Annotated in this window: 21 protein-coding genes, 3 tRNA genes and 1 pseudogene; 17 read left to right on the top strand and 8 right to left on the bottom strand. The window is 38.9% G+C overall.

Annotated features, from left to right (window positions below):
• Positions 1 to 13 precede the first annotated feature (13 nt).
• The 3 genes from CVPH_RS10290 to CVPH_RS07905 are packed head-to-tail and all read left to right on the top strand — an operon-like array spanning position 14 to position 1,582.
• On the top strand, positions 14 to 220 hold the full coding sequence (locus CVPH_RS10290) for a hypothetical protein (protein ID WP_225879683.1): 207 nt from the start codon (positions 14 to 16) through the stop codon (positions 218 to 220).
• A gap of 3 nt (positions 221 to 223) precedes the next feature.
• Positions 224 to 346 carry a DUF2914 domain-containing protein gene (locus CVPH_RS11300; RefSeq protein WP_425353112.1) on the top strand — a complete coding sequence of 41 codons (123 nt, stop codon included), beginning with the start codon at positions 224 to 226 and terminating at the stop codon, positions 344 to 346.
• Positions 347 to 370: 24 nt separating this feature from the next.
• Complete coding sequence (locus tag CVPH_RS07905) at positions 371 to 1,582, top strand: argininosuccinate synthase (protein WP_201341209.1); 1,212 nt, start codon at positions 371 to 373, stop codon at positions 1,580 to 1,582.
• A gap of 78 nt (positions 1,583 to 1,660) precedes the next feature.
• Here CVPH_RS07905 and CVPH_RS07900 read toward each other — a convergent pair.
• From CVPH_RS07900 to CVPH_RS07875, 6 genes are all read right to left on the bottom strand, one after another.
• Positions 1,661 to 1,731, bottom strand: a tRNA-Cys gene (locus CVPH_RS07900).
• Positions 1,732 to 1,805: 74 nt separating this feature from the next.
• Positions 1,806 to 1,881, bottom strand: a tRNA-Gly gene (locus CVPH_RS07895).
• Positions 1,882 to 1,933: 52 nt separating this feature from the next.
• Entirely contained in the window at positions 1,934 to 2,518 is a 585-nt protein-coding gene (gene pgsA / locus CVPH_RS07890) for a CDP-diacylglycerol--glycerol-3-phosphate 3-phosphatidyltransferase (protein ID WP_201341208.1), read from the bottom strand.
• A gap of 36 nt (positions 2,519 to 2,554) precedes the next feature.
• Positions 2,555 to 2,631 (bottom strand) — tRNA-Arg (locus tag CVPH_RS07885).
• Between the two features lie 53 nt (positions 2,632 to 2,684).
• Entirely contained in the window at positions 2,685 to 3,938 is a 1,254-nt protein-coding gene (locus CVPH_RS07880; protein WP_201341207.1) for a UDP-N-acetylmuramoyl-tripeptide--D-alanyl-D-alanine ligase, read from the bottom strand.
• A gap of 25 nt (positions 3,939 to 3,963) precedes the next feature.
• Complete coding sequence (locus CVPH_RS07875; protein WP_201341206.1) at positions 3,964 to 4,200, bottom strand: helix-turn-helix domain-containing protein; 237 nt, start codon at positions 4,198 to 4,200, stop codon at positions 3,964 to 3,966.
• Between the two features lie 88 nt (positions 4,201 to 4,288).
• Between CVPH_RS07875 and CVPH_RS07870 the strand changes: the two genes are divergently transcribed.
• Positions 4,289 to 4,726 (top strand): outer membrane beta-barrel protein, encoded by a 438-nt coding sequence (locus CVPH_RS07870; RefSeq protein WP_201341205.1) that lies wholly within the window; start codon positions 4,289 to 4,291, stop codon positions 4,724 to 4,726.
• A gap of 122 nt (positions 4,727 to 4,848) precedes the next feature.
• Here the strand turns inward: CVPH_RS07870 and CVPH_RS07865 are convergent, their stop codons facing one another.
• The gene (locus CVPH_RS07865; RefSeq protein ID WP_201341204.1) at positions 4,849 to 6,243 is read right to left on the bottom strand and encodes a UDP-N-acetylmuramoyl-L-alanyl-D-glutamate--2,6-diaminopimelate ligase; all 1,395 of its coding nucleotides are present in this window, start codon (positions 6,241 to 6,243) and stop codon (positions 4,849 to 4,851) included.
• Positions 6,244 to 6,464: 221 nt separating this feature from the next.
• Between CVPH_RS07865 and CVPH_RS07860 the strand changes: the two genes are divergently transcribed.
• The 3 genes from CVPH_RS07860 to CVPH_RS07850 are packed head-to-tail and all read left to right on the top strand — an operon-like array spanning position 6,465 to position 10,266.
• Positions 6,465 to 8,357: a 5'-nucleotidase C-terminal domain-containing protein gene (locus CVPH_RS07860; protein ID WP_201341203.1), complete on the top strand. Its 1,893-nt coding sequence runs from the start codon at positions 6,465 to 6,467 to the stop codon at positions 8,355 to 8,357.
• 31 nt (positions 8,358 to 8,388) lie between these two features.
• Positions 8,389 to 9,138 (top strand): DUF4395 domain-containing protein, encoded by a 750-nt coding sequence (locus CVPH_RS07855; RefSeq protein ID WP_201341202.1) that lies wholly within the window; start codon positions 8,389 to 8,391, stop codon positions 9,136 to 9,138.
• A complete protein-coding gene (locus CVPH_RS07850) occupies positions 9,139 to 10,266 on the top strand; it encodes a HupE/UreJ family protein (protein ID WP_201341201.1) in 1,128 nt (375 codons plus the stop codon).
• Here CVPH_RS07850 and CVPH_RS07845 read toward each other — a convergent pair.
• Complete coding sequence (locus CVPH_RS07845) at positions 10,263 to 11,243, bottom strand: KpsF/GutQ family sugar-phosphate isomerase (RefSeq protein WP_201341200.1); 981 nt, start codon at positions 11,241 to 11,243, stop codon at positions 10,263 to 10,265. The genes CVPH_RS07850 and CVPH_RS07845 overlap by 4 nt on opposite strands.
• 43 nt (positions 11,244 to 11,286) lie before the next feature.
• On the opposite strand from CVPH_RS07845, the gene CVPH_RS07840 reads away from it, so the two are divergent.
• The 10 genes and pseudogenes from CVPH_RS07840 to rplB all read left to right on the top strand — a co-directional run bounded on the left by CVPH_RS07840 (position 11,287) and on the right by rplB (position 19,014).
• Entirely contained in the window at positions 11,287 to 11,763 is a 477-nt protein-coding gene (locus CVPH_RS07840) for a low molecular weight protein-tyrosine-phosphatase (RefSeq protein ID WP_281064634.1), read from the top strand.
• A 120-nt stretch (positions 11,764 to 11,883) separates the two neighbouring features.
• Positions 11,884 to 12,258: a 30S ribosomal protein S12 gene (gene rpsL, locus CVPH_RS07835; protein ID WP_201339497.1), complete on the top strand. Its 375-nt coding sequence runs from the start codon at positions 11,884 to 11,886 to the stop codon at positions 12,256 to 12,258.
• 32 nt (positions 12,259 to 12,290) lie between these two features.
• A complete protein-coding gene (gene rpsG, locus CVPH_RS07830) occupies positions 12,291 to 12,758 on the top strand; it encodes a 30S ribosomal protein S7 (protein WP_201341199.1) in 468 nt (155 codons plus the stop codon).
• Between the two features lie 24 nt (positions 12,759 to 12,782).
• The gene (fusA, locus tag CVPH_RS07825) at positions 12,783 to 14,885 is read left to right on the top strand and encodes an elongation factor G (protein WP_201341198.1); all 2,103 of its coding nucleotides are present in this window, start codon (positions 12,783 to 12,785) and stop codon (positions 14,883 to 14,885) included.
• 22 nt (positions 14,886 to 14,907) lie between these two features.
• Positions 14,908 to 16,098 (top strand): elongation factor Tu, encoded by a 1,191-nt coding sequence (tuf, locus tag CVPH_RS07820; protein ID WP_201340880.1) that lies wholly within the window; start codon positions 14,908 to 14,910, stop codon positions 16,096 to 16,098.
• Between the two features lie 90 nt (positions 16,099 to 16,188).
• Complete coding sequence (rpsJ, locus tag CVPH_RS07815; RefSeq protein WP_201341197.1) at positions 16,189 to 16,500, top strand: 30S ribosomal protein S10; 312 nt, start codon at positions 16,189 to 16,191, stop codon at positions 16,498 to 16,500.
• 35 nt (positions 16,501 to 16,535) lie between these two features.
• Positions 16,536 to 17,246 (top strand): 50S ribosomal protein L3, encoded by a 711-nt coding sequence (gene rplC, locus CVPH_RS07810; RefSeq protein WP_201341196.1) that lies wholly within the window; start codon positions 16,536 to 16,538, stop codon positions 17,244 to 17,246.
• A gap of 24 nt (positions 17,247 to 17,270) precedes the next feature.
• Positions 17,271 to 17,885, top strand: coding sequence for a 50S ribosomal protein L4 (gene rplD, locus CVPH_RS07805; RefSeq protein WP_201341195.1), 615 nt, complete (start codon positions 17,271 to 17,273; stop codon positions 17,883 to 17,885).
• Positions 17,882 to 18,172, top strand: a complete 291-nt coding sequence (rplW, locus tag CVPH_RS07800; RefSeq protein WP_201341194.1) for a 50S ribosomal protein L23 — start codon at positions 17,882 to 17,884, stop codon at positions 18,170 to 18,172. Before rplD ends, rplW begins: the two co-directional genes overlap by 4 nt.
• 10 nt (positions 18,173 to 18,182) lie before the next feature.
• Positions 18,183 to 19,014: pseudogene (gene rplB / locus CVPH_RS07795) on the top strand (50S ribosomal protein L2).
• Position 19,015: the final 1 nt, after the last annotated feature.

Here is a 19,015-nt window from a genome sequence, read left to right as displayed (position 1 = left end):
GCAAGTTGGCCACATGAGTATATATCAACGGCCATTTTTTGCCAAATCAGTTGAAGATAGAACGCCCATTGAGATAATTACAGAAGCTGATAGCTCTCTAGGTAAAATCTACTTTTTTACCAATATTCGTAATTTAACGGATGATAAAGTTACGCATCGTTGGCGCTATAAGGACAAGGTTAAAGCTGAAATTAGTTTTAACATTAAAGGAAAACGTTAGCATGTGTGGTCGAGTAAAAATATTTGGCACACATGGACGACAGGGGGGTGGAAAGTTAAAGTTTTAAACCAACAAAATGAAATATTATTAACCAAAACATTCACATATAAAAAGAAAGGCGAATAAGGTTATATTTGCCTTAAAAGAAAAATGAACAAAACTAATATAAACAAAGTGGTTCTTGCCTATTCAGGCGGACTGGATACAAGCATTATTATTAAATGGTTACAAGATACTTATCAATGCGAAGTGGTGACTTTTACCGCTGATATGGGTCAAGGCGAAGAAGTAGAGCCTGCACGTGCTAAGGCAAAAGCTGCAGGTGTCAAAGAGGTTTACATTGAAGATTTGCGTGAAGAATTTGCACGTGATTTTGTATTCCCGATGTTTCGTGCTAATGCTATTTATGAAGGTGAATATTTATTAGGCACCTCCATTGCTCGTCCGCTTATCTCTAAGCGCTTAGTAGAAATCGCTCATCAGGTAGGTGCGGATGCAATCAGCCACGGCGCAACAGGCAAAGGTAATGATCAAGTTCGTTTTGAGTTAAATGCTTATGCATTGGACGCAGATATCCAAGTGATTGCGCCGTGGCGTGAGTGGGATTTGTCCTCGCGTGAAAGTTTAATGGATTATGCACAAAAGCATAGCATTGAGATTGATTATAAAAAGCAATCAAAAAAATCCCCCTACTCAATGGATGCAAATTTACTGCATATTTCTTATGAAGGCGATATTTTAGAAGACCCTTGGGCAGAGCCTGAAAAAGACATGTGGCGTTGGACAGTTTCACCTGAAAATGCACCTGATAAGGAAGAATACGTTGAAATTACTTTCAAAAAAGGTGATATTATGGCCATCAATGGCGAAGCAATGAGCCCCGCTTCAGTGATGGAAGATTTAAACAAACGTGCAGGTGCACACGGCATTGGTCGTGATGATATTGTGGAAAATCGTTTTGTGGGTATGAAATCTCGTGGTTGTTATGAAACACCTGCAGGCACTGTCATGCTAAAGGCGCATCGCGCCATGGAATCACTCACCCTTGACCGTGCAGCAGCACATCTTAAGGATGAACTTATGCCTAAATACGCCGAAATGGTTTATAACGGTTTTTGGTTTGCGCCAGAACGTGAAATGCTACAAGCTGCTATTGACAATACTCAAGAAACAGTTAATGGTGTTGTTCGCCTTAAATTCTACAAAGGTAATGTCACTGTTGTAGGTCGACAATCTAAGGATAGTTTATTCAGCGAAAAAATTGCCACTTTTGAGGATGATGAAGGCGCATACAATCAAAAAGATGCTGCTGGATTTATCAAGCTCAATGCATTGCGTTTGCGCCTTAAGGCATTAAAGTAATATATGTTTTCTTGGGCTAAGCAAAATTAGATTGTAAATATTTGATTTAGAATAAAAAAATCAAATGAGGTGTGTGGAAGGCTGGGACCGGAGTCGAACCGGTTTGTAAGGCTTTGCAGGCCCCTGCATAACCGCTTTGCTACCCAGCCATGTGAAAACTTGCAAAGGCCGATAATAAAAAGACTTGTATGCATCCTTTTTGGAAAAACCAGGCCTTTAAATTTGGAGCGGGAAACGAGATTCGAACTCGCGACATTCACGTTGGCAACGTGATGCTCTACCAGCTGAGCTATTCCCGCATAGGTGATGAATTATAGTGTTTTTTAGATAATAGTCAAGTCAGATTTGGCATTAATTATTAAAAGTTTTGCGCCCTTCTTTTAGATAGATAAACCCAGACCATAAGGTTAAGAAAGTTGCTATTAATAATAAAACAACACCGATTTCAAAACTTGGCAGTCCAAAAAAAGGTTGCTGATATAACAAAAATAAAATGGCAAATATTTGTACAAAGGTTTTCATTTTGCCCATCCAAGAAACACTGACATTTGATCTTTGTCCAATAGTCCCCATCCATTCTCTAAGTGCTGAGACTAGAATTTCACGTGAAATAATAATAAGCGCACAAACACTAACATACCAATGTGTGTCAGTTGGGTAGAAGTCCACTAAAAGGATAAGCGCAGTGGAGACCATGAGTTTATCCGCAACAGGGTCTAAAAAAGCACCAAGTTGTGAGGTCATATTAAGCTTTCTTGCTAGGTAGCCATCAAAATAATCCGTGGCACTAATGAGTGCATAAGTACCTGTAAGTAGGAAATTAATCCAAGTAAACGCAGGCGTTATAGAGTAGGCAGGTTGAAAATAATACAAACTTACAAACACTGGAATTAGAAAAATTCTTGACAGGGTTAGAATGTTTGGAATTGTGGTCATAGGTTGGTTGTTATGACAAGTGTTGAAAAAAATATATGGTGCGCTCGGCGGGAGTCGAACCTGCAACCGCTCGGTTCGTAGCCGAGTACTCTATCCAATTGAGCCACGAGCGCATTAAGGGCATTATTATCGCTATATTTGCATTAAAGGTCAAGGTCAATTGAGTTTATTTTTTTAGTAAATCAACCAACTCATTCAGCTTTGCCGTTCTAGAGCCTTTTATTAGTACAGTAGCATTGGTATGATTGGTTAACAGGTGGTCGGCTAATTGCTGTTTGCTGTCAAAGTGAATACCACAGTAATGTTGTGCCAGTTTGCCATAGCTATAAAAAGTATCGGCAGATTTTTTGGCTAATTGTCCGATTTTAAGGTGGAGCGTTTCCGAATCACTGCCTAATTCTCCCATAACACCGAGTACGACAATTTTTTCTCCAGAAAAATCTTGTAACGCTTTAAGGGCGGCAGTTGTAGAATATGGATTAGCATTGTAAGTGTCATCAATGATTCTAAATTTTTTGGTGTTGATAATCTCTAATCTGCCATGCTCTGCCTTCGTCGCTTCCAAGCCTTGCTTGATTAAATTGATATTAATTCCTAGGGCGTAAGCACAAGCACTAGCCGCTAAGGCATTTTCAATGTTATGCGCACCAATTAAGTTAAGTGTGACTGATATTTTTTGCTGATGAATATTTAAATCAAATTTGTTATTAACAAGTTTGCTAGCAAAAATATCACCACCTTTACCAAAACTAACATCACCCGTAAAAGTGCTTTGAGTATTAACAATATTCTGCGAGTTATTTGAGTAAATTTCACCCTTGGCTTTGACTAAATTATCAAACCCGCCAAATTCGCCAATATGCGCATCAAGCGTATTGGTCACAATGGCAATATCAGGATTAACTAAGGAGCAAAGATGTGCAATTTCTCCCAAATAGTTAGCGCCCATTTCAATCACTGCATATTGGTGTTGTTCTTCCAGTGTCAATAAGGTCATTGGCACACCCAGATGGTTATTCAAATTACCCTGAGTTTTTAGCGTTGGTGCTTGTAAATTTAAGATATTTGCTAGCATGTTTTTGGTGGTGGTTTTGCCGTTACTACCTGTAATAGCAAGCACAATAGGTTTGATGTTTTTAAGATGCCAACTGGCAATTGTACTCAGTGCAATTTGTGTGTCATCCACCACTAATGTTGGCAGTTGACTATTTACAGATTTGCTAGCAACAATTGCCACTGCACCCATCTGTTGTGCTTGGTCAATGTAGTCATGCGCATCAAAGTTATCACCAACTAAAGCTAAAAACAGAGCACCATCCATACGTTTGCGAGTGTCAGTACAAACGCCTTTAAATTCAACATCGGCAGTACAAGCTGTTTTTAATATTTGGGCAATGGTGTTTGTGGTAGTTTGTAGCATGAGGGCTTATGATTAGTTCGCTTCATTATAAAACGTCTTCAAAGAAACAACACACATCTATTTGCAAAATTTTAGCAATTTTTAATAAGCGCTCAACGTTGAAATGCTTGCTGTTTATTCCGATTTCGCTTATAGATACGATACTTACTGATTTATAACCCATTTCCAATGCCAATGTTAGTTGTGATATGCCTTTTTTCATGTGCTGTTTTTTGACATTATTACCAATAATTAAATGGGCTTGATTGATGTTTATATCCAAAAAAAACTCCTATCGTAATATTTATTAAAGTAGTTTATTTTTTAGGATATAATCCTGTTCAATAACGAGCCCGTCATCAACGATAGTTGTGGCAGAAGATGCTATATATTTTGGTGTTGGGTTTGTTAAGTCATCGTTTAGTAAAACCGATGATGGCGGCGTAAAATCAGAGTATACTGAAAGAAATTACAAGTTATTAATCGGTAATCGTCTTTCTGACAGTATGTCTATTGAAATACAATACGCTGATTTTTCTACAGGCGATATAACTTTCAACGATAAAAAGAGAATAACAGTAAACGGAGTCCAATTGTCATCGACACAGTCTGGCAGGAGTATTGGTGTAGCAAGATTATATCATTTTAACCGGAATGCAGCATTTTCGCCATTTGTCAAGTTTGGTATGCATTATTGGGATATTAAAGCCAATCTAAAATTAGACGATAAAAGAGTAACAGGAAAGGATGATGGATTTGATATGTTTTATAGTGTTGGTGTAGATGGTAAAATACCGTTTAGCGTATGAAAATGAAAGTAGGTAGTAATGTGGACATGGGTAATATTGGCATTGGCTTTTGTTTTCTAAACAAAACAAAAGCCTTATCTGCTAATAAAAATCAACAAATAAGGCTTTTTTCTAGCCGAAAGTTAAGTAGCTTTAATACTATTTTGTGCAATTTTTAAGTCATTCAGATGGATTTTTTTATCAGAGAACTGTTGTATAGTTTCATGTCCTTTACCAGCAATTAGTATGCATTCATTTTCTTTGAGTGTTGTCATTGCTGTCTCAATGGCGATCTGCCTGTCTTCAATAATGTCTAATTCATAACTATCATCAATACCACTTAAAATGTCATTAATAATGGTCTTTGGGTCTTCAAACCTAGGATTGTCGTTGGTTAAAATAATGGTATCTGCTAGTTTTGAGGCAATTTTGCCCATTTTTGCACGTTTGTCTTTGTCTCGATTACCACCACAACCAAAGACAATGCGAATTTTAAAGTCTGGATGGTGTTTTTGCAAAGTAGTGATGGCGTTTTCAATGGCATCAGGCGTGTGGGCATAATCTATCCAAGCAAAATGAGAGGCAATTTTTTGCATTCTGCCAGGTGGTGGCGATAGTTGATAAAGTAGCGGAATAATGTCATCGCGTTTAAATCCAAGCGCTTCAACACTGCTTAATGCTGCTAAAACGTTCAGCAAATTAAACGTACCTAAAAATGGGATTTCAAAAACATAATGGTCTAATCGCACTAAAAAGCCTTGTTCAGTGATTTTGACTGAGTCAAAATCACTTAGAGAGTAGCTGATTTGTTTTTTACCTTTAGCAGCATTTAGAAAATGCTTGTAATAACTATCATCTTGGTTAAGAATAACGAATTCAACACAATCAAGAGCGAATAGTTTTTGTTTGGTTGCTTGATATTCATCAAGTGTGTGATGATAGTCAAGATGATCTTGAGTAAGGTTGGTAAATATTGCTTGTTTAATAGTCAGTCCAGCAATTCTATCTTGAGCGAGTGCGTGTGAAGAGATTTCAAGTACAGCGTACTTGATATCGTTTTGGTAATAATCATTCAACACTCGGTAAAGTGTCAAAATGTCTGGCGTTGTATTAAAAGATGGCTGTTCATTATGAGCAATACCCAAAGTGCCAATTAAACCATTTTTAACCCCAAGTTTGGTTAGTAATTGCGAGATAAAGTAGGAGACAGAAGTTTTGCCATTTGTGCCTGTGATACCTGTGATATTAACTTTTGTGGCGTTGCTATAAAAGGCGCTTGCCAGTGTTTGTAAATATTGAGATAAGTTGTCAATACGAATAGATGGAATGGCACATTCTATCTCTTTTGAGTCAACTAATATAGCAACGCAGCCTTTATCAATCACTTGATTGATATAATCAGCGCCGTGTGCCGATGCTCCTTGAAGAGCAATAAACAAATCGCCAGGTTGTGCGTTTTGAGTATTAAGACACAGACCTTTTATCTCTATGTCTATTTTAGTTTGTACAATGTTGGCTAAAAGTTGGGCAATATTCATATCGATATTATAAGATTTTTTACAAGTTATATAGTGATACTGTAAATTTTTTTATAAAATTATCTTTAAATTGTCCACTTTTCGTTATACTCCACACTAATCCTAATGTTTTTTCTTGATTTTGAACAAAGGCGTTATTTTTTTAGTGCATCTTTTTGGGCGAAAAAAATCAGTTAGAATTTTGGTTATGTTTTTAACAAATAGTTTTCTAGGGAGAGAGTATGGCGGCGTTAACACGTAGAGATTTTATTAAAGTATTGGGTGCTGGTTCGGCAGCAGGTTTGATTAGTGGTTGTGGGAACGATGCAGATAAGTTGTCTTCTCAAGACAATAGATACGAGGTGGCAAAAACAGGCAATGCCCGTATTTTGCATATCACTGATACTCATGGTAACTTACTCCCTAATTATTTTCGTGAGCCAAACGTTAATCTAGGTTTTGGTCCTACCTTTGGGCAGTTGCCACATGTTGTGGGCAACAAGCTACTTAAGCAAATTGGCGTTAAGGCGGGCTCGGCCGATGCTTATGTTTTTACTTACAACAACTTTGAAGATTTAGCGGCTAAATATGGCAAGACGGGCGGTTTTGGTCAAATTAAAACCGTACTAGACTCATTACGTGAAAGTGCAGGCGGCGTACAAAATACACTAACTTTAGATGGTGGCGACACTTGGCAAGGTTCAGGTACGTCACTTTGGACGCGTGGTGCTGATATGGTTGAAGCTTGTAATATTCTAGGGGTAGATGTCATGGTTGGCCATTGGGAGTTTACTTACAAAGAAGAAGAAACACTAAAAAACATTGGCTTTTTTAAAGGTGACTTCTTAGGTCAAAATGTACGCATTATAGAAGATGCATTAATGGGTGATGAGTACATCACCATGACTGAAAAGTATGGTGGTAACGGCCTGTTTAATGAGGATGAAGGGCTACCATTCAAACCTTATGTGATTAAAAATGTTGGCAGTCATCGTATTGCAGTGATTGGTCAAGCTTTTCCAAGAACATCAAACTCCAACCCACAAAAATACTTCTTCCCAGATTGGTCGTTTGGTTTGCGTGAGGATGAAATGATCGAGTTGGTTGTTGATATTCGTAAAAATGAAAAACCAGATGCTGTCATTGTAATTTCTCATAATGGTATGGATGTTGATATCAAAATGGCATCACGTATTAGTGGTATTGATGCAATTTTTGGTGGTCATACGCATGATGGCATGCCTACGCCAGTTGAGGTTAAAAATGCAGGTGGCGTTACTGTTGTTACTAATGCAGGCTGTTCAGGTAAGTATATTGGTGTGATGGATTTGAACATTAAAGACCATAAAGTCATGGGTTATGAATACAAAATGCTGCCTATTTTGACTGACTTTATTAAGCCTGATGCAGCTATGGTGTCGTTTATTAAAAAAATGCGGGCTACTAAATATGACAAAAATGTGGTGGAAGCGCGTAGTGCTAAGATGTCAAACAATCCTGACCGTGTTGGCAAAACTTATGATGCAATTTTGACAGAAAAACTGTGTATGACCGAGCAAACACTTTATCGCCGTGGTAATTTTATAGGTACTTGGGATCAAGTATTGGTTAACTCATTACGTGAGGAGCACAATGCAGATTTTGCCATGTCAGCAGGTGTACGTTGGGGTACAAGCGTGCTAGCAGGGTACGACGTAACGATGGAAGATTTAATGAGCAACACCTCAATGACCTATGGTGAAACTTATGTGAGTGAGTTTAAAGGGGCACAACTTAAAGAAATCTTAGAAGGTATTGCTGAGAACTTGTTTGTACAAGATCCATATTTGCAGTCAGGTGGCGATATGGTGCGTATGGGTGGTATGGATTATACGATTGACCCAGCTTTAGGCCTTGGTCAGCGTATTAGCAATATGAAAGATGATGAAGGTACGCCTATTGATCCGAATAAATCTTATAAAGTATCAGGTTGGGCGCAGGTAGGTAGTGTTGGTAGTGGTCGTTTAATGTGGGATGTGGCAGCAGATTATTTGCGCAAACAAAAGCATCTTAATTTGACTAAAGTTAATTACCCAACCATTAAGGGCGTGAACAACAATCCTGGTATTGAAAACTATGATGGTGAGCTGATTTAGATTTTTTAATAAATATTATTTTGGTTTTAACGTGTTAGATAAACTAAAAAGTATCATTAAAAACCTTTGGTTTCGTGATTTAGGTGAGGACCCTATACATATTAATGATACTGCTGTACGCGTTCGTGCAGGTATTTTGTTGATTATTCCAATTTATATGATTTTCACCTTGATTGATGTGGTGTATGGCCCAACTTGGAATGTGGTTCTCAATACCACCTCAGTGGACACCTTTGAAACTGATTGGGATGATCATATTATTTATCAGGTAGAGGCAACAAAAAGAGTGTTTGACTATTCTTTTCAAACCAAATTACTGGTTTATGCTTTGATTGAAATGCTACTAGGTATGTCAATTATTGGCGCACGATTTTCCCCCACAATTTTATTGGCCAGTTTTTTGGTGATTGGCAGAAAGCCCGAATGGAAGCCTATCGGCCCTAAGCGTTGTGCTTGGATAATAGGGGCGAGTTTTATCTCTGTGTGTATTGTCTTTTTTAATCCAGACGCAGTCGCACTTTGGGTTAACAATCTATTAGGTACTAGTATTCCTGTTGATGAAAATTATGTACCTTCCTGGTTGGCGCTTAACTTGGTGTGGATATGCTTGTTATTTATGTGGCTAGAGGCAATTGTGGGTTTTTGTGCAGGTTGTAAAATCTATGCGCTGTTAGTCAAAATAGGCATTGTTAATCGCTATTGTGAGGCTTGTGAGAACATTGATTGGGATGAGATTAAGCGTAAAAAACAACAGCGCTTAGATAAGAAAAATAAAAAATAAATGTCATATTTGATCAAGATCATCGCCTTATTTTGGCTGTTGATTGGTGTGTCAATAGCAGATGTGGTCAAGCCTGCTTTGGTGGAAATCTCAATCTATCCTGATAAAAAAGTCACAGTTGTAATTGATTTAAGTCTTGAAACTTTAATGACTGGCATTGGCACTCAATATAAAAATACCACAGATGCACCAAACTCAGCACAATACGATACACTTCGTTCATTAACAGCAGATGATTTGAGAGAGCAATTCAAGACTTTTGAAACTGAATTTTTGAATTATATTTTATTAACAATCAATGAAAGACCTCAACAGCTAACACTCACTTCAGCAAAGATTGATATTGTGGGCTATAAGAAAAGACCTAGAAAAACCCTATTGACTTACTCAACCCAACTGAAAAAATGGCCAAAGACCCTGTCATGGCAATACAATAAAACCTATGGGGATAGCGCATTACGTTATCAAGTATATAAAGAGGGTGAATATAATTGGAGTCAGTGGCGTTGGTTACGTAATGGTGCAACAAGTGGTATGATTGATATCAACCATCCAGAACCAATAACAACCATGCAAAGGATACTGCAATTTGTAAGCATTGGTTTTGACCACGTTATTCCATTAGGCTGGGATCACATTCTATTTATTATTGGTATGGTATTGTCTTCAATGAAGTGGCGACGATTGTTATTATTGGTCAGCGCTTTTACGCTAGCACACACTTTAACATTGGGTTTGGCAATGCTTGGCATCGTACAAATATCAGGGCGAATTATTGAACCGCTGATTGCCTTTTCAATTGCTTATGTGGCAATTGAAAATTTATTACCCAATCAGTCTATTAAGCGAAAAAGTATCATTGTATTCTTGTTTGGACTTGTGCATGGACTAGGTTTTGCTAGCATGTTAAAAAGTTTTAAAATGTCGTCAGACAATTTTTTGACCACATTAATCAGTTTTAATGTCGGCGTTGAGTTGGCACAAATTGTGATTGTATTAGGCGTGGTATTACTTTTATTTTTCATAAAATCACTGAATTTAGATTATAAAAAAATAGTTATCATTCCAATCTCAATTGTTATTTCTTTAATTGGAATTTGGTGGGGTATAGACCGGTTAATAGGCTAAATAATTTTTGCTTGCATCAGGGTGTGGGTATTAATCGCACCAACGACTTGGTTGTGATTATCAACGACAGGTAATGAGTTTAGGTTAAATTCATCCATCATTTGCACTGCTGACATAGCAGGCTTGTCTTTTGAGATTGATTGGAAATTAGACGTCATAACTTCGCCAATGGTTAAGCTTTGGATGTTTGAATGTGTTTCAAGTACGCGTCTTAAATCACCATCTGTAAAAATACCTTTTAAAATGTTGTTGTCGGTAATTAATACCATGCCTAAAGTTTTTTGACTCATTACCAATAAGGCGTCTAGCAATTTAGTATCAGCATTGACGATGGGTATATCATCGCCTGTTTTCATAATGGTGCTGACAAAGGTTAGCAAGCGACGACCTAGTGCGCCTGATGGGTGTGAGCGGGCAAAGTCATCCACACTAAATCCTTTATTGGTTAGTAAGCTGATTGCTAGCGCATCACCCATGACTAAGGCCACTGTGGTTGAAGAGGTTGGGGCTAAGTTATGCGGGCAAGCTTCTTTTTCAATGCTGACATCAAGATGTACATCGCTAATCTTGCCAATTGAGGAGTTTGCACTTCTTGTCATGCTAATGATTAATACACCGAGGCGTTTAATAATCGGTATTAAAGTCATAATTTCGTCAGATTCGCCAGAGTAAGAAATAGCAATCACCACATCTTCTTGTGTAATCATGCCCAAGTCGCCATGCCCTGCTTCACCAGGATGAACAGCAAAAGAAGGGGTGCCAGTAGAAGCAAGTGTTGCAGCAATCTTGCCTGCAATGTGTCCAGATTTTCCCATGCCAATTAATACTACTTTGCCAGTGCAATTTTGGATTAATTGGCAAGCATCAACAAAGTTTTGATTAAGGCCATCAGCCAGCATTGTTACAGCTTGTGCTTCAGTTAAAATGACTTTTTTTGCAGATTGTAATAGTGAGTTGGACATGACTAATAAACACATTGGTATAATGAGTGTTGATTTTATCAACACATAAGGCAGGTGAGTGAAAGAAAAAACAAAAATTTTATTTGTTTGTATGGGTAATATTTGTCGCTCGCCAACAGCGGAGGGTACTTTTAGGGCGCAAATGGAAAAACGTGGTGTTGAGCGCTTGTTTGAAATAGATTCTGCAGGCACTCATGCTTATCATATTGGTGAGCGGCCAGATTCACGCTCGCAATTAGCCGCTAATAAATGCCATGTTGATTTATCCTATCAGCGGGCAAGGCAAGTACGTGAGAGCGACTTTTATCATTATGATTATATGTTTGCTATGGACACCTCAAACTTGAGCGTTTTACAATCTATTTGTCCAAGCGAGTACCAAACTAAACTTTCATTAATGTTGGATAACATTCCCAATAATCAAGGCGAAAGTGTGCCCGACCCTTACTTTGAAGGACGCTTTGATGAGGTATTTGAAATGCTAGATTGTGCCAGTGGTTTTTTATTGCAAAGCTTGTTAAAAAAATCTCTGTAAATCTTGTTGACATAGGAACATCTAACAAAGTATAATGCCTCGCTTTGATTGTCTTTAAAGAAAAACCAAAGGACGATTTAATAACTTAATATACATTATAAACTTTAGAGAAATTGCAATATGTCAACGATTAATCAATTGGTACGTAATCCACGTAAAAAGAAAGTCGTCAAAAGTGGCGTGCCAGCATTAGACAGCTGCCCTCAAAAACGCGGTGTTTGTACTCGTGTGTATACCACAACTCCTAAAAAGCCTAACTCAGCACTTAGAAAAGTTGCCCGTGTTCGACTCACCAACGCCAATGAAGTAACGACCTATATTGGTGGTGAAGGCCACAACTTACAAGAACATTCAGTGATTCTTATTCGTGGTGGTCGTGTGAAAGACTTACCTGGTGTTCGTTACCACACAGTTCGTGGCGCATTAGATACAACGGGCGTTGATGGTAGAATGCAAGGCCGCTCTAAATATGGTACTAAAAAGCCAAAGAAATAAGCAATGACAATAATTAAAACAAGAAAAATACAATGAGAAGAAGATCCGCACCTAAAAGAGAAATTCTGCCAGATCCTAAATTTGGCGATTTAGTATTGGCTAAGTTTGTTAATATTTTAATGCTTGATGGTAAAAAATCAGTGGCAGAAAAGATTGTGTACGAAGCCTTAGACACCATTGAAGCTAAGGGCAATACACAACCAATTGAAGTGTTTAAGCAAGCATTAGATAATATTGGCCCTCAGGTTGAAATTAAATCTCGTCGCGTTGGTGGTTCTACTTATCAAGTGCCAATTGAAGTTAGATCTGAACGCAAAATTACCTTAGCAATGCGTTGGATTATTGAAGCATCACGCAAGCGTGGTGAAAAAGGTATGAAACTTAGACTGGCAGGTGAAGTTTTAGATGCTGTGCAAAATCGTGGTAGCGCATTTAAAAAGAAAGAAGACACCCATAGGATGGCAGAAGCAAACAAAGCATTTGCTCACTTTCGCTGGTAGTAACATACACAGGACACAAGAAAAATGGCAAGAACAACCCCACTTGATCGTTATCGTAATGTTGGTATTATGGCACATATTGATGCCGGTAAAACAACCACGACAGAGCGTATTTTATTGTACACAGGCCGTACCCATAAAATTGGTGAGGTGCATGATGGTGGTGCAACTATGGACTGGATGGAGCAAGAGCAAGAGCGTGGAATTACCATTACTTCTGCAGCAACCACTTGTTTTTGGCAGGGCATGGATAAGCAGTTTGAAGACCACCGTATTAATATTATTGATACACCGGGACATGTTGACTTTACCATTGAGGTTGAGCGCTCATTAAAAGTATTAGATGGTGCTTGCGCTGTATTTTGCGCAGTTGGTGGGGTAGAGCCTCAGTCAGAAACGGTTTGGCGTCAAGCGAATAAATACAACGTACCAAGAATTGGTTTTGTTAATAAAATGGATCGTGCTGGCGCAAACTTTTTACGTGTTTGCGAGCAAATTAAAACACGCTTAGGTGGCAATCCAGTACCCATGCAAATTGCTATTGGTGCTGAGGAAAATTTTGAAGGCGTGATAGACCTAATCAGCATGAAAGCTATTTTTTGGAACGAAGCTGATCAGGGCGCAACTTACGAAACAAGAGATATTCCTGCAGAATTACAAGAGTTGGCAGAAGAAAAACGTGAATTCATGGTTGAATCTGCTGCTGAGGCGAATGATGAGTTAATGGAAAAATACCTTGAAGAGGGTGAACTTAACCATGATGAGATTAAAAAAGGTATTCGTTTACAAACCATTAAGAGTGAAATTATCCCAATGTTCTGTGGTTCTGCTTTTAAAAATAAAGGCGTACAAGCTGTGTTAGATGCCATGATTATGTACATGCCATCACCACTAGATGTAGATGCCATTACGGGTATATTGGGCGACAAAGATGAAACAGCCGCTCTTAGAAAAGCGGATGATGATGAACCATTTGCCGCACTAGCATTTAAGATTGCAACCGATCCATTTGTGGGCAATTTGACCTTCTTCCGTGTGTATTCAGGCGTATTAAAAGCAGGTGATTTTGTATATAACTCATCTAAAGGCAAGAAAGAACGCATTGGTCGTATGGTGCAAATGCATGCCAATGAGCGTGAAGAAATTAAAGAAGTGCGTGCAGGTGATATTGCTGCAGCAATCGGTCTTAAAGATGTAACGACAGGCGATACCTTATGCGACCTTAAACAGAAGATTGTTTTAGAAAGAATGGAATTCCCTGAGCCGGTGATTGCCTTGGCGGTAGAGCCTAAAACTAAGGCAGATCAAGAAAAAATGGGTATTGCGCTTGGTAAATTAGCTGCTGAAGACCCTTCTTTTCGTGTATCCACTGATGAAGAATCAGGTCAAACCATTATTGCAGGCATGGGCGAGCTTCACTTAGATATTATTGTTGATCGTATGGTTCGAGAATTTGATGTTGAATGTAATGTTGGTGCACCACAAGTTTCTTATCGTGAGGCCATTACAACCATGGTTGAACATCAGCATAAGTTTGCTAAGCAGTCTGGCGGTCGTGGTCAATATGGTCATGTATATTTACGAATTGAACCTCAAGAGCCAGGTACTGGTTATGAGTTTGTTGATGAAATTAAAGGCGGCGTTATTCCCAAGGAGTATGTGCCTGCAGTGAACAAAGGCGTTCAAGAGCAAATGGAAAATGGCGTATTGGCTGGCTTTCCTTTAGTTGATATTAAAGTAACTGTTTATGATGGCTCTTATCATGATGTTGACTCAAATGAAATGGCGTTTAAAATTGCAGCCAGTAAGTGTTTGAGTGAAGGTGTTAGAATGGCTAATCCTCAATTACTTGAGCCAATGATGGCAGTAGAAGTTTCAACGCCTGAAGATTATATGGGCGATGTGATGGGCGATATTAATAGGCGTCGTGGTATTGTCGGTGCGATGGAAGATACACCTGCAGGTAAGCAAGTTAAGGCAGAAGTTCCTTTAGCAGAAATGTTTGGTTATGCCAATGATTTACGCTCAATGACACAAGGTCGAGCAAGCTATTCAATGGAATTTGCAAAATATACAGCAGCACCTAAAAACGTAGCTGATGAAGTAATTGAAAAATTGAATAAATAATATAAGCAGTAAGGAGCATAAAATGTCAAAAGAAAAATTCGAAAGAACCAAACCACACGTCAACGTCGGCACAATCGGTCACGTTGACCACGGCAAAACCACACTCACAGCCGCCATCACTAAAGTCATGGCAGAAGCGCGCGGTGGCGAATTCAAAGATTACGCAGATATTGATAATGCCCCTGAAGAAAGAGAACGTGGTATTACTATTTCAACAGCCCACGTAGAATATGAAAGTGAAGCTCGTCACTATGCACACGTTGACTGCCCAGGACACGCTGACTACGTTAAGAACATGATCACAGGCGCTGCTCAAATGGATGGCGCTATTATTGTCATCGCTGCTACAGACGGTCCAATGGCTCAAACCCGTGAGCACATTCTATTATCTAAGCAAGTAGGTGTACCTTACATCGTTGTTTACATGAACAAAGCCGATATGGTTGATGATGAAGAATTGGTTGAATTGGTTGAAATGGAAATCCGTGAGCTATTAGACGAATACGATTTTCCAGGTGACGACACCCCAGTTATCTTCGGTTCAGCACTGAAAGCTTTAGAAGGCGATATGTCAGAGATTGGCGTACCTTCAATCATCAAATTAGTAGAAGCACTAGACACCTACATTCCAACGCCTAAGCGTGACACAGATAAATCCTTCATCATGCCAATTGAGGACGTGTTCTCAATTTCAGGTCGTGGTACTGTGGTAACAGGTCGTATTGAAGCAGGCATTGTTAATGTCGGTGATGAGTTAGAAATCGTGGGTATTAAAGACACACAAACCACCACTTGTACAGGTGTTGAAATGTTTAGAAAGTTACTTGATTCAGGCGAAGCAGGCGACAATGTTGGTGTGCTACTTCGTGGTACTAAGCGTGAAGAAGTTGAGCGCGGTCAAGTATTGGCTAAGCCAGGTTCAATCAAGCCACATTCAAAGTTTGAAGCTGAAGTTTATATTTTAAGCAAAGATGAAGGTGGTCGCCATACCCCATTCTTTAACAACTACCGTCCACAGTTCTATTTTAGAACAACAGACGTGACAGGTGCTTGTCAGCTACCTGATGGTGTAGAGATGGTAATGCCTGGTGACAACGTGAAAATGCAAGTAGAATTATTGTCACCAATCGCTATGGAAGATGGTTTAAGGTTTGCTATTAGAGAAGGTGGTCGTACGGTGGGTGCGGGTGTGGTTTCTAAGGTGACGGATTAAATTAGTTAATTAAGGCGCAAGGTTTATTGTATAATTTTGCGTTTTTTGTTTGAGAAATTTGCAACGCAAATAGATAGGATATAAAGGCACATGAGCAATCAAAATATTAGAATTAAATTAAAAGCATTTGATCATCGTTTAATCGACAAGTCAGCGCTTGAAATTGTAGAAACAGCTAAGCGTACAGGTGCCAGTGTTAGAGGTCCAATTCCTCTACCTACTAGGAAAGAGCGTTTCACTGTATTGACTTCTCCTCATGTTAACAAAAAGGCAAGAGATCAATACGAATTAAGAACTTACGTCAGGTTAATGGATGTTATTAGCCCAACAGACAAAACAGTAGATGCGTTGATGAAGTTAGATTTAGCAGCAGGTGTTGATGTTGCAATTAAGCTTAATTAAGCACAAAAGAAAGTAAATAACTTAGGAATAAAATTATGGCAATGGGTTTAGTAGGACAAAAAATAGGAATGACACGCTTGATAAGCGATGACGGTTCTATCACACCAGTGAGTGTAATTAAAATTGAGCCCAATCGTATTGTTCAAACAAGAACGATTGATACAGATGGCTATAGTGCTATTCAAGTAACGACAGGGGCGAAAGTAAATAAAAAAGGCGAAGCTAAAGTGCGTCGCGTACCCGCTGCGATTAAAGGTCATTACGCTAAAGCCTCTCAAGAAATTGGCTTGGGACTTTGGGAATTTAGATTAGAGGCTAATGAAATAACCGATGCAACAAGTGTTGACATTTCATTATTTGGTGCTGGTCATTATGTTGATGTTATTGGTAGATCTAAAGGTAAAGGGTTTCAAGGTGGCGTAAAGCGCCATAATTTCCAAATGCAAGACGCCACTCATGGTAACTCAATTTCTCACCGTGCTATTGGTTCTACAGGACAATGTCAAGAGCCAGGCCGTGTATTTAAAGGCAAGAAAATGGCTGGACATATGGGTGATGAACAAGTAACTCAAGAATGTCTCAAGGTTGTTAAAGTAGACAGTGAAAGAAACATCATTCTTGTTGAAGGCTCAATTCCTGGTGCAACTAAGGGCTTTGTTAAAGTTTCTTTATCGCCTAAGAAAGACAAGATTAATCAAGAAGTTAGCAAAAATATTCAAAATCAAGTAACTGATGAAGTTGCCTAAACTGAACAAGCGTAAGGGTTTAAGATGAAATTTAAAGTATTAAATATAAGCACAAATAAGTCAAGCACGATTGAGGTGGCTGATACTGTTTTTGCAAGAGATTTTAACCAATCATTGGTTCACCAAGTGACTACAGCCTATATGTCTGGTGGTCGTCAAGGCTCCAAAGCACAAAAAAATCGTTCCGCTGTTAGTGGTGGCGGCAAGAGACCTTGGGCACAAAAAGGCACAGGTCGTGCCCGTGCTGGTACTACTCGTGGCCCTATTTGGCGTTCAGGTGGTGTGACATTTGCAGCCGCGCCAAGAAGTTATGCGCAAAAGGTTAATAAGAAAATGTACGAAGGTGCAATCAGTGTTATTTTTTCTGAACTTGCTCGATCTGAGCGTTTAAAAGTGGTGTCAGAGTTTGACATTAAAGAGATTAAAACTAAAAATGTCACTGCATTACTCAAAGCACTTAATGTTAAAGATGCTTTATTAATGACTGATGAATTAGATGAGAATTTATATTTATCTTCTCGTAATTTATATCATGTTGGTGTTTGCGATACACAAAGTATCGATCCAGTTAGTTTGATTGGCTATGACAATGTTGTGGTAACTGAGGCGGCACTCAAAAAAATTGAGGTAATGTTATGAATCAAGAGAAAGTATTAAAAACCTTATTGGCACCAATCGTTTCTGAGAAAACGACCATGCTATCAGCACATAATCAATATGCATTCAAGGTTCGTGTTGACAGCACTAAAAGAGAGATTAAAGCGGCAGTTGAAATGTTATTCGGCGTTAATGTTGAAAATGTGACAACCTCAATTGTTAAAGGTAAGAAAAAAATATTTAAAGGCAGGGTTGGATCGCGTCCAAATTGGAAAAAGGCAATGGTAAAAGTGTCTGAAGGCCAAATGATTGATGTGAGCAGCACTTAAAGAGATTGTTATGGCACAAGTAATTAAAAGAAAACCAACCTCACCAGGTAGAAGATTTGTTGTTAGTATTGTAGACAAAGAGCTACATAAAGGTGCGCCTTATGCACCATTAACACAGAGCAAAAATAGAATCAGCGGTCGTAATAACGCGGGCCGTATTACCACACGCCATAAGGGTGGTGGGCATAAACGCCGTTATCGTGTTATTGATTTTAAACGTAACAAAGATGATATTACTGCACGTGTTGAACGTTTAGAATATGATCCAAATCGTAGTGCTAACATTGCCTTGGTTTTATATGCTGACGGTGAGCGTCGTTATATTATTGCACCTCGTGGTTTGAGTGCTGGTGATACGATTATGTCAGGGAATTCTGTTGCCATTCAAGCGGGTAATGTGATGCCATTAAGTAACATCCCATTAGGGAGTGTGGTTCATTGTATTGAATTAAAACCCATGAAGAGCGCACAAATTGCCCGTAGTGCTGGTACTTCTGCCCAGTTAATTGCCAAAGAAGGTAACTATGTTACTTTGAGACTTCGCTCTGGTGAAGTGCGCAAGGTTTTAGCAGATTGTCGTGCAACGATTGGTGAGGTTTCTAGGTCTGAACACAGTCTAAGAAAATTAGGTAAAGCAGGTGCTACTCGTTGGCGAGGTGTCCGTCCAACTGTCCGTGGTGTTGTTATGAACCCAGTTGATCACCCGCATGGTGGTGGTGAAGGCAAAACCAGTGGCGGTAGACACCCTGTTTCTCCTTGGGGCACACCAACCAAAGGTTATAAAACACGTAGTAATAAACGCACAGATAAGCTTATCTGTGCGTCATAGGAATAAGGGTTAAT

The organism is Abyssogena phaseoliformis symbiont OG214 (assembly GCF_016592595.1).
In the GTDB taxonomy this organism is placed as follows: domain Bacteria; phylum Pseudomonadota; class Gammaproteobacteria; order PS1; family Pseudothioglobaceae; genus Ruthia.
The sequence above is the reverse complement of the archived record's forward strand: the minus strand, read 5'-3'. Positions and strand labels throughout refer to the sequence as shown.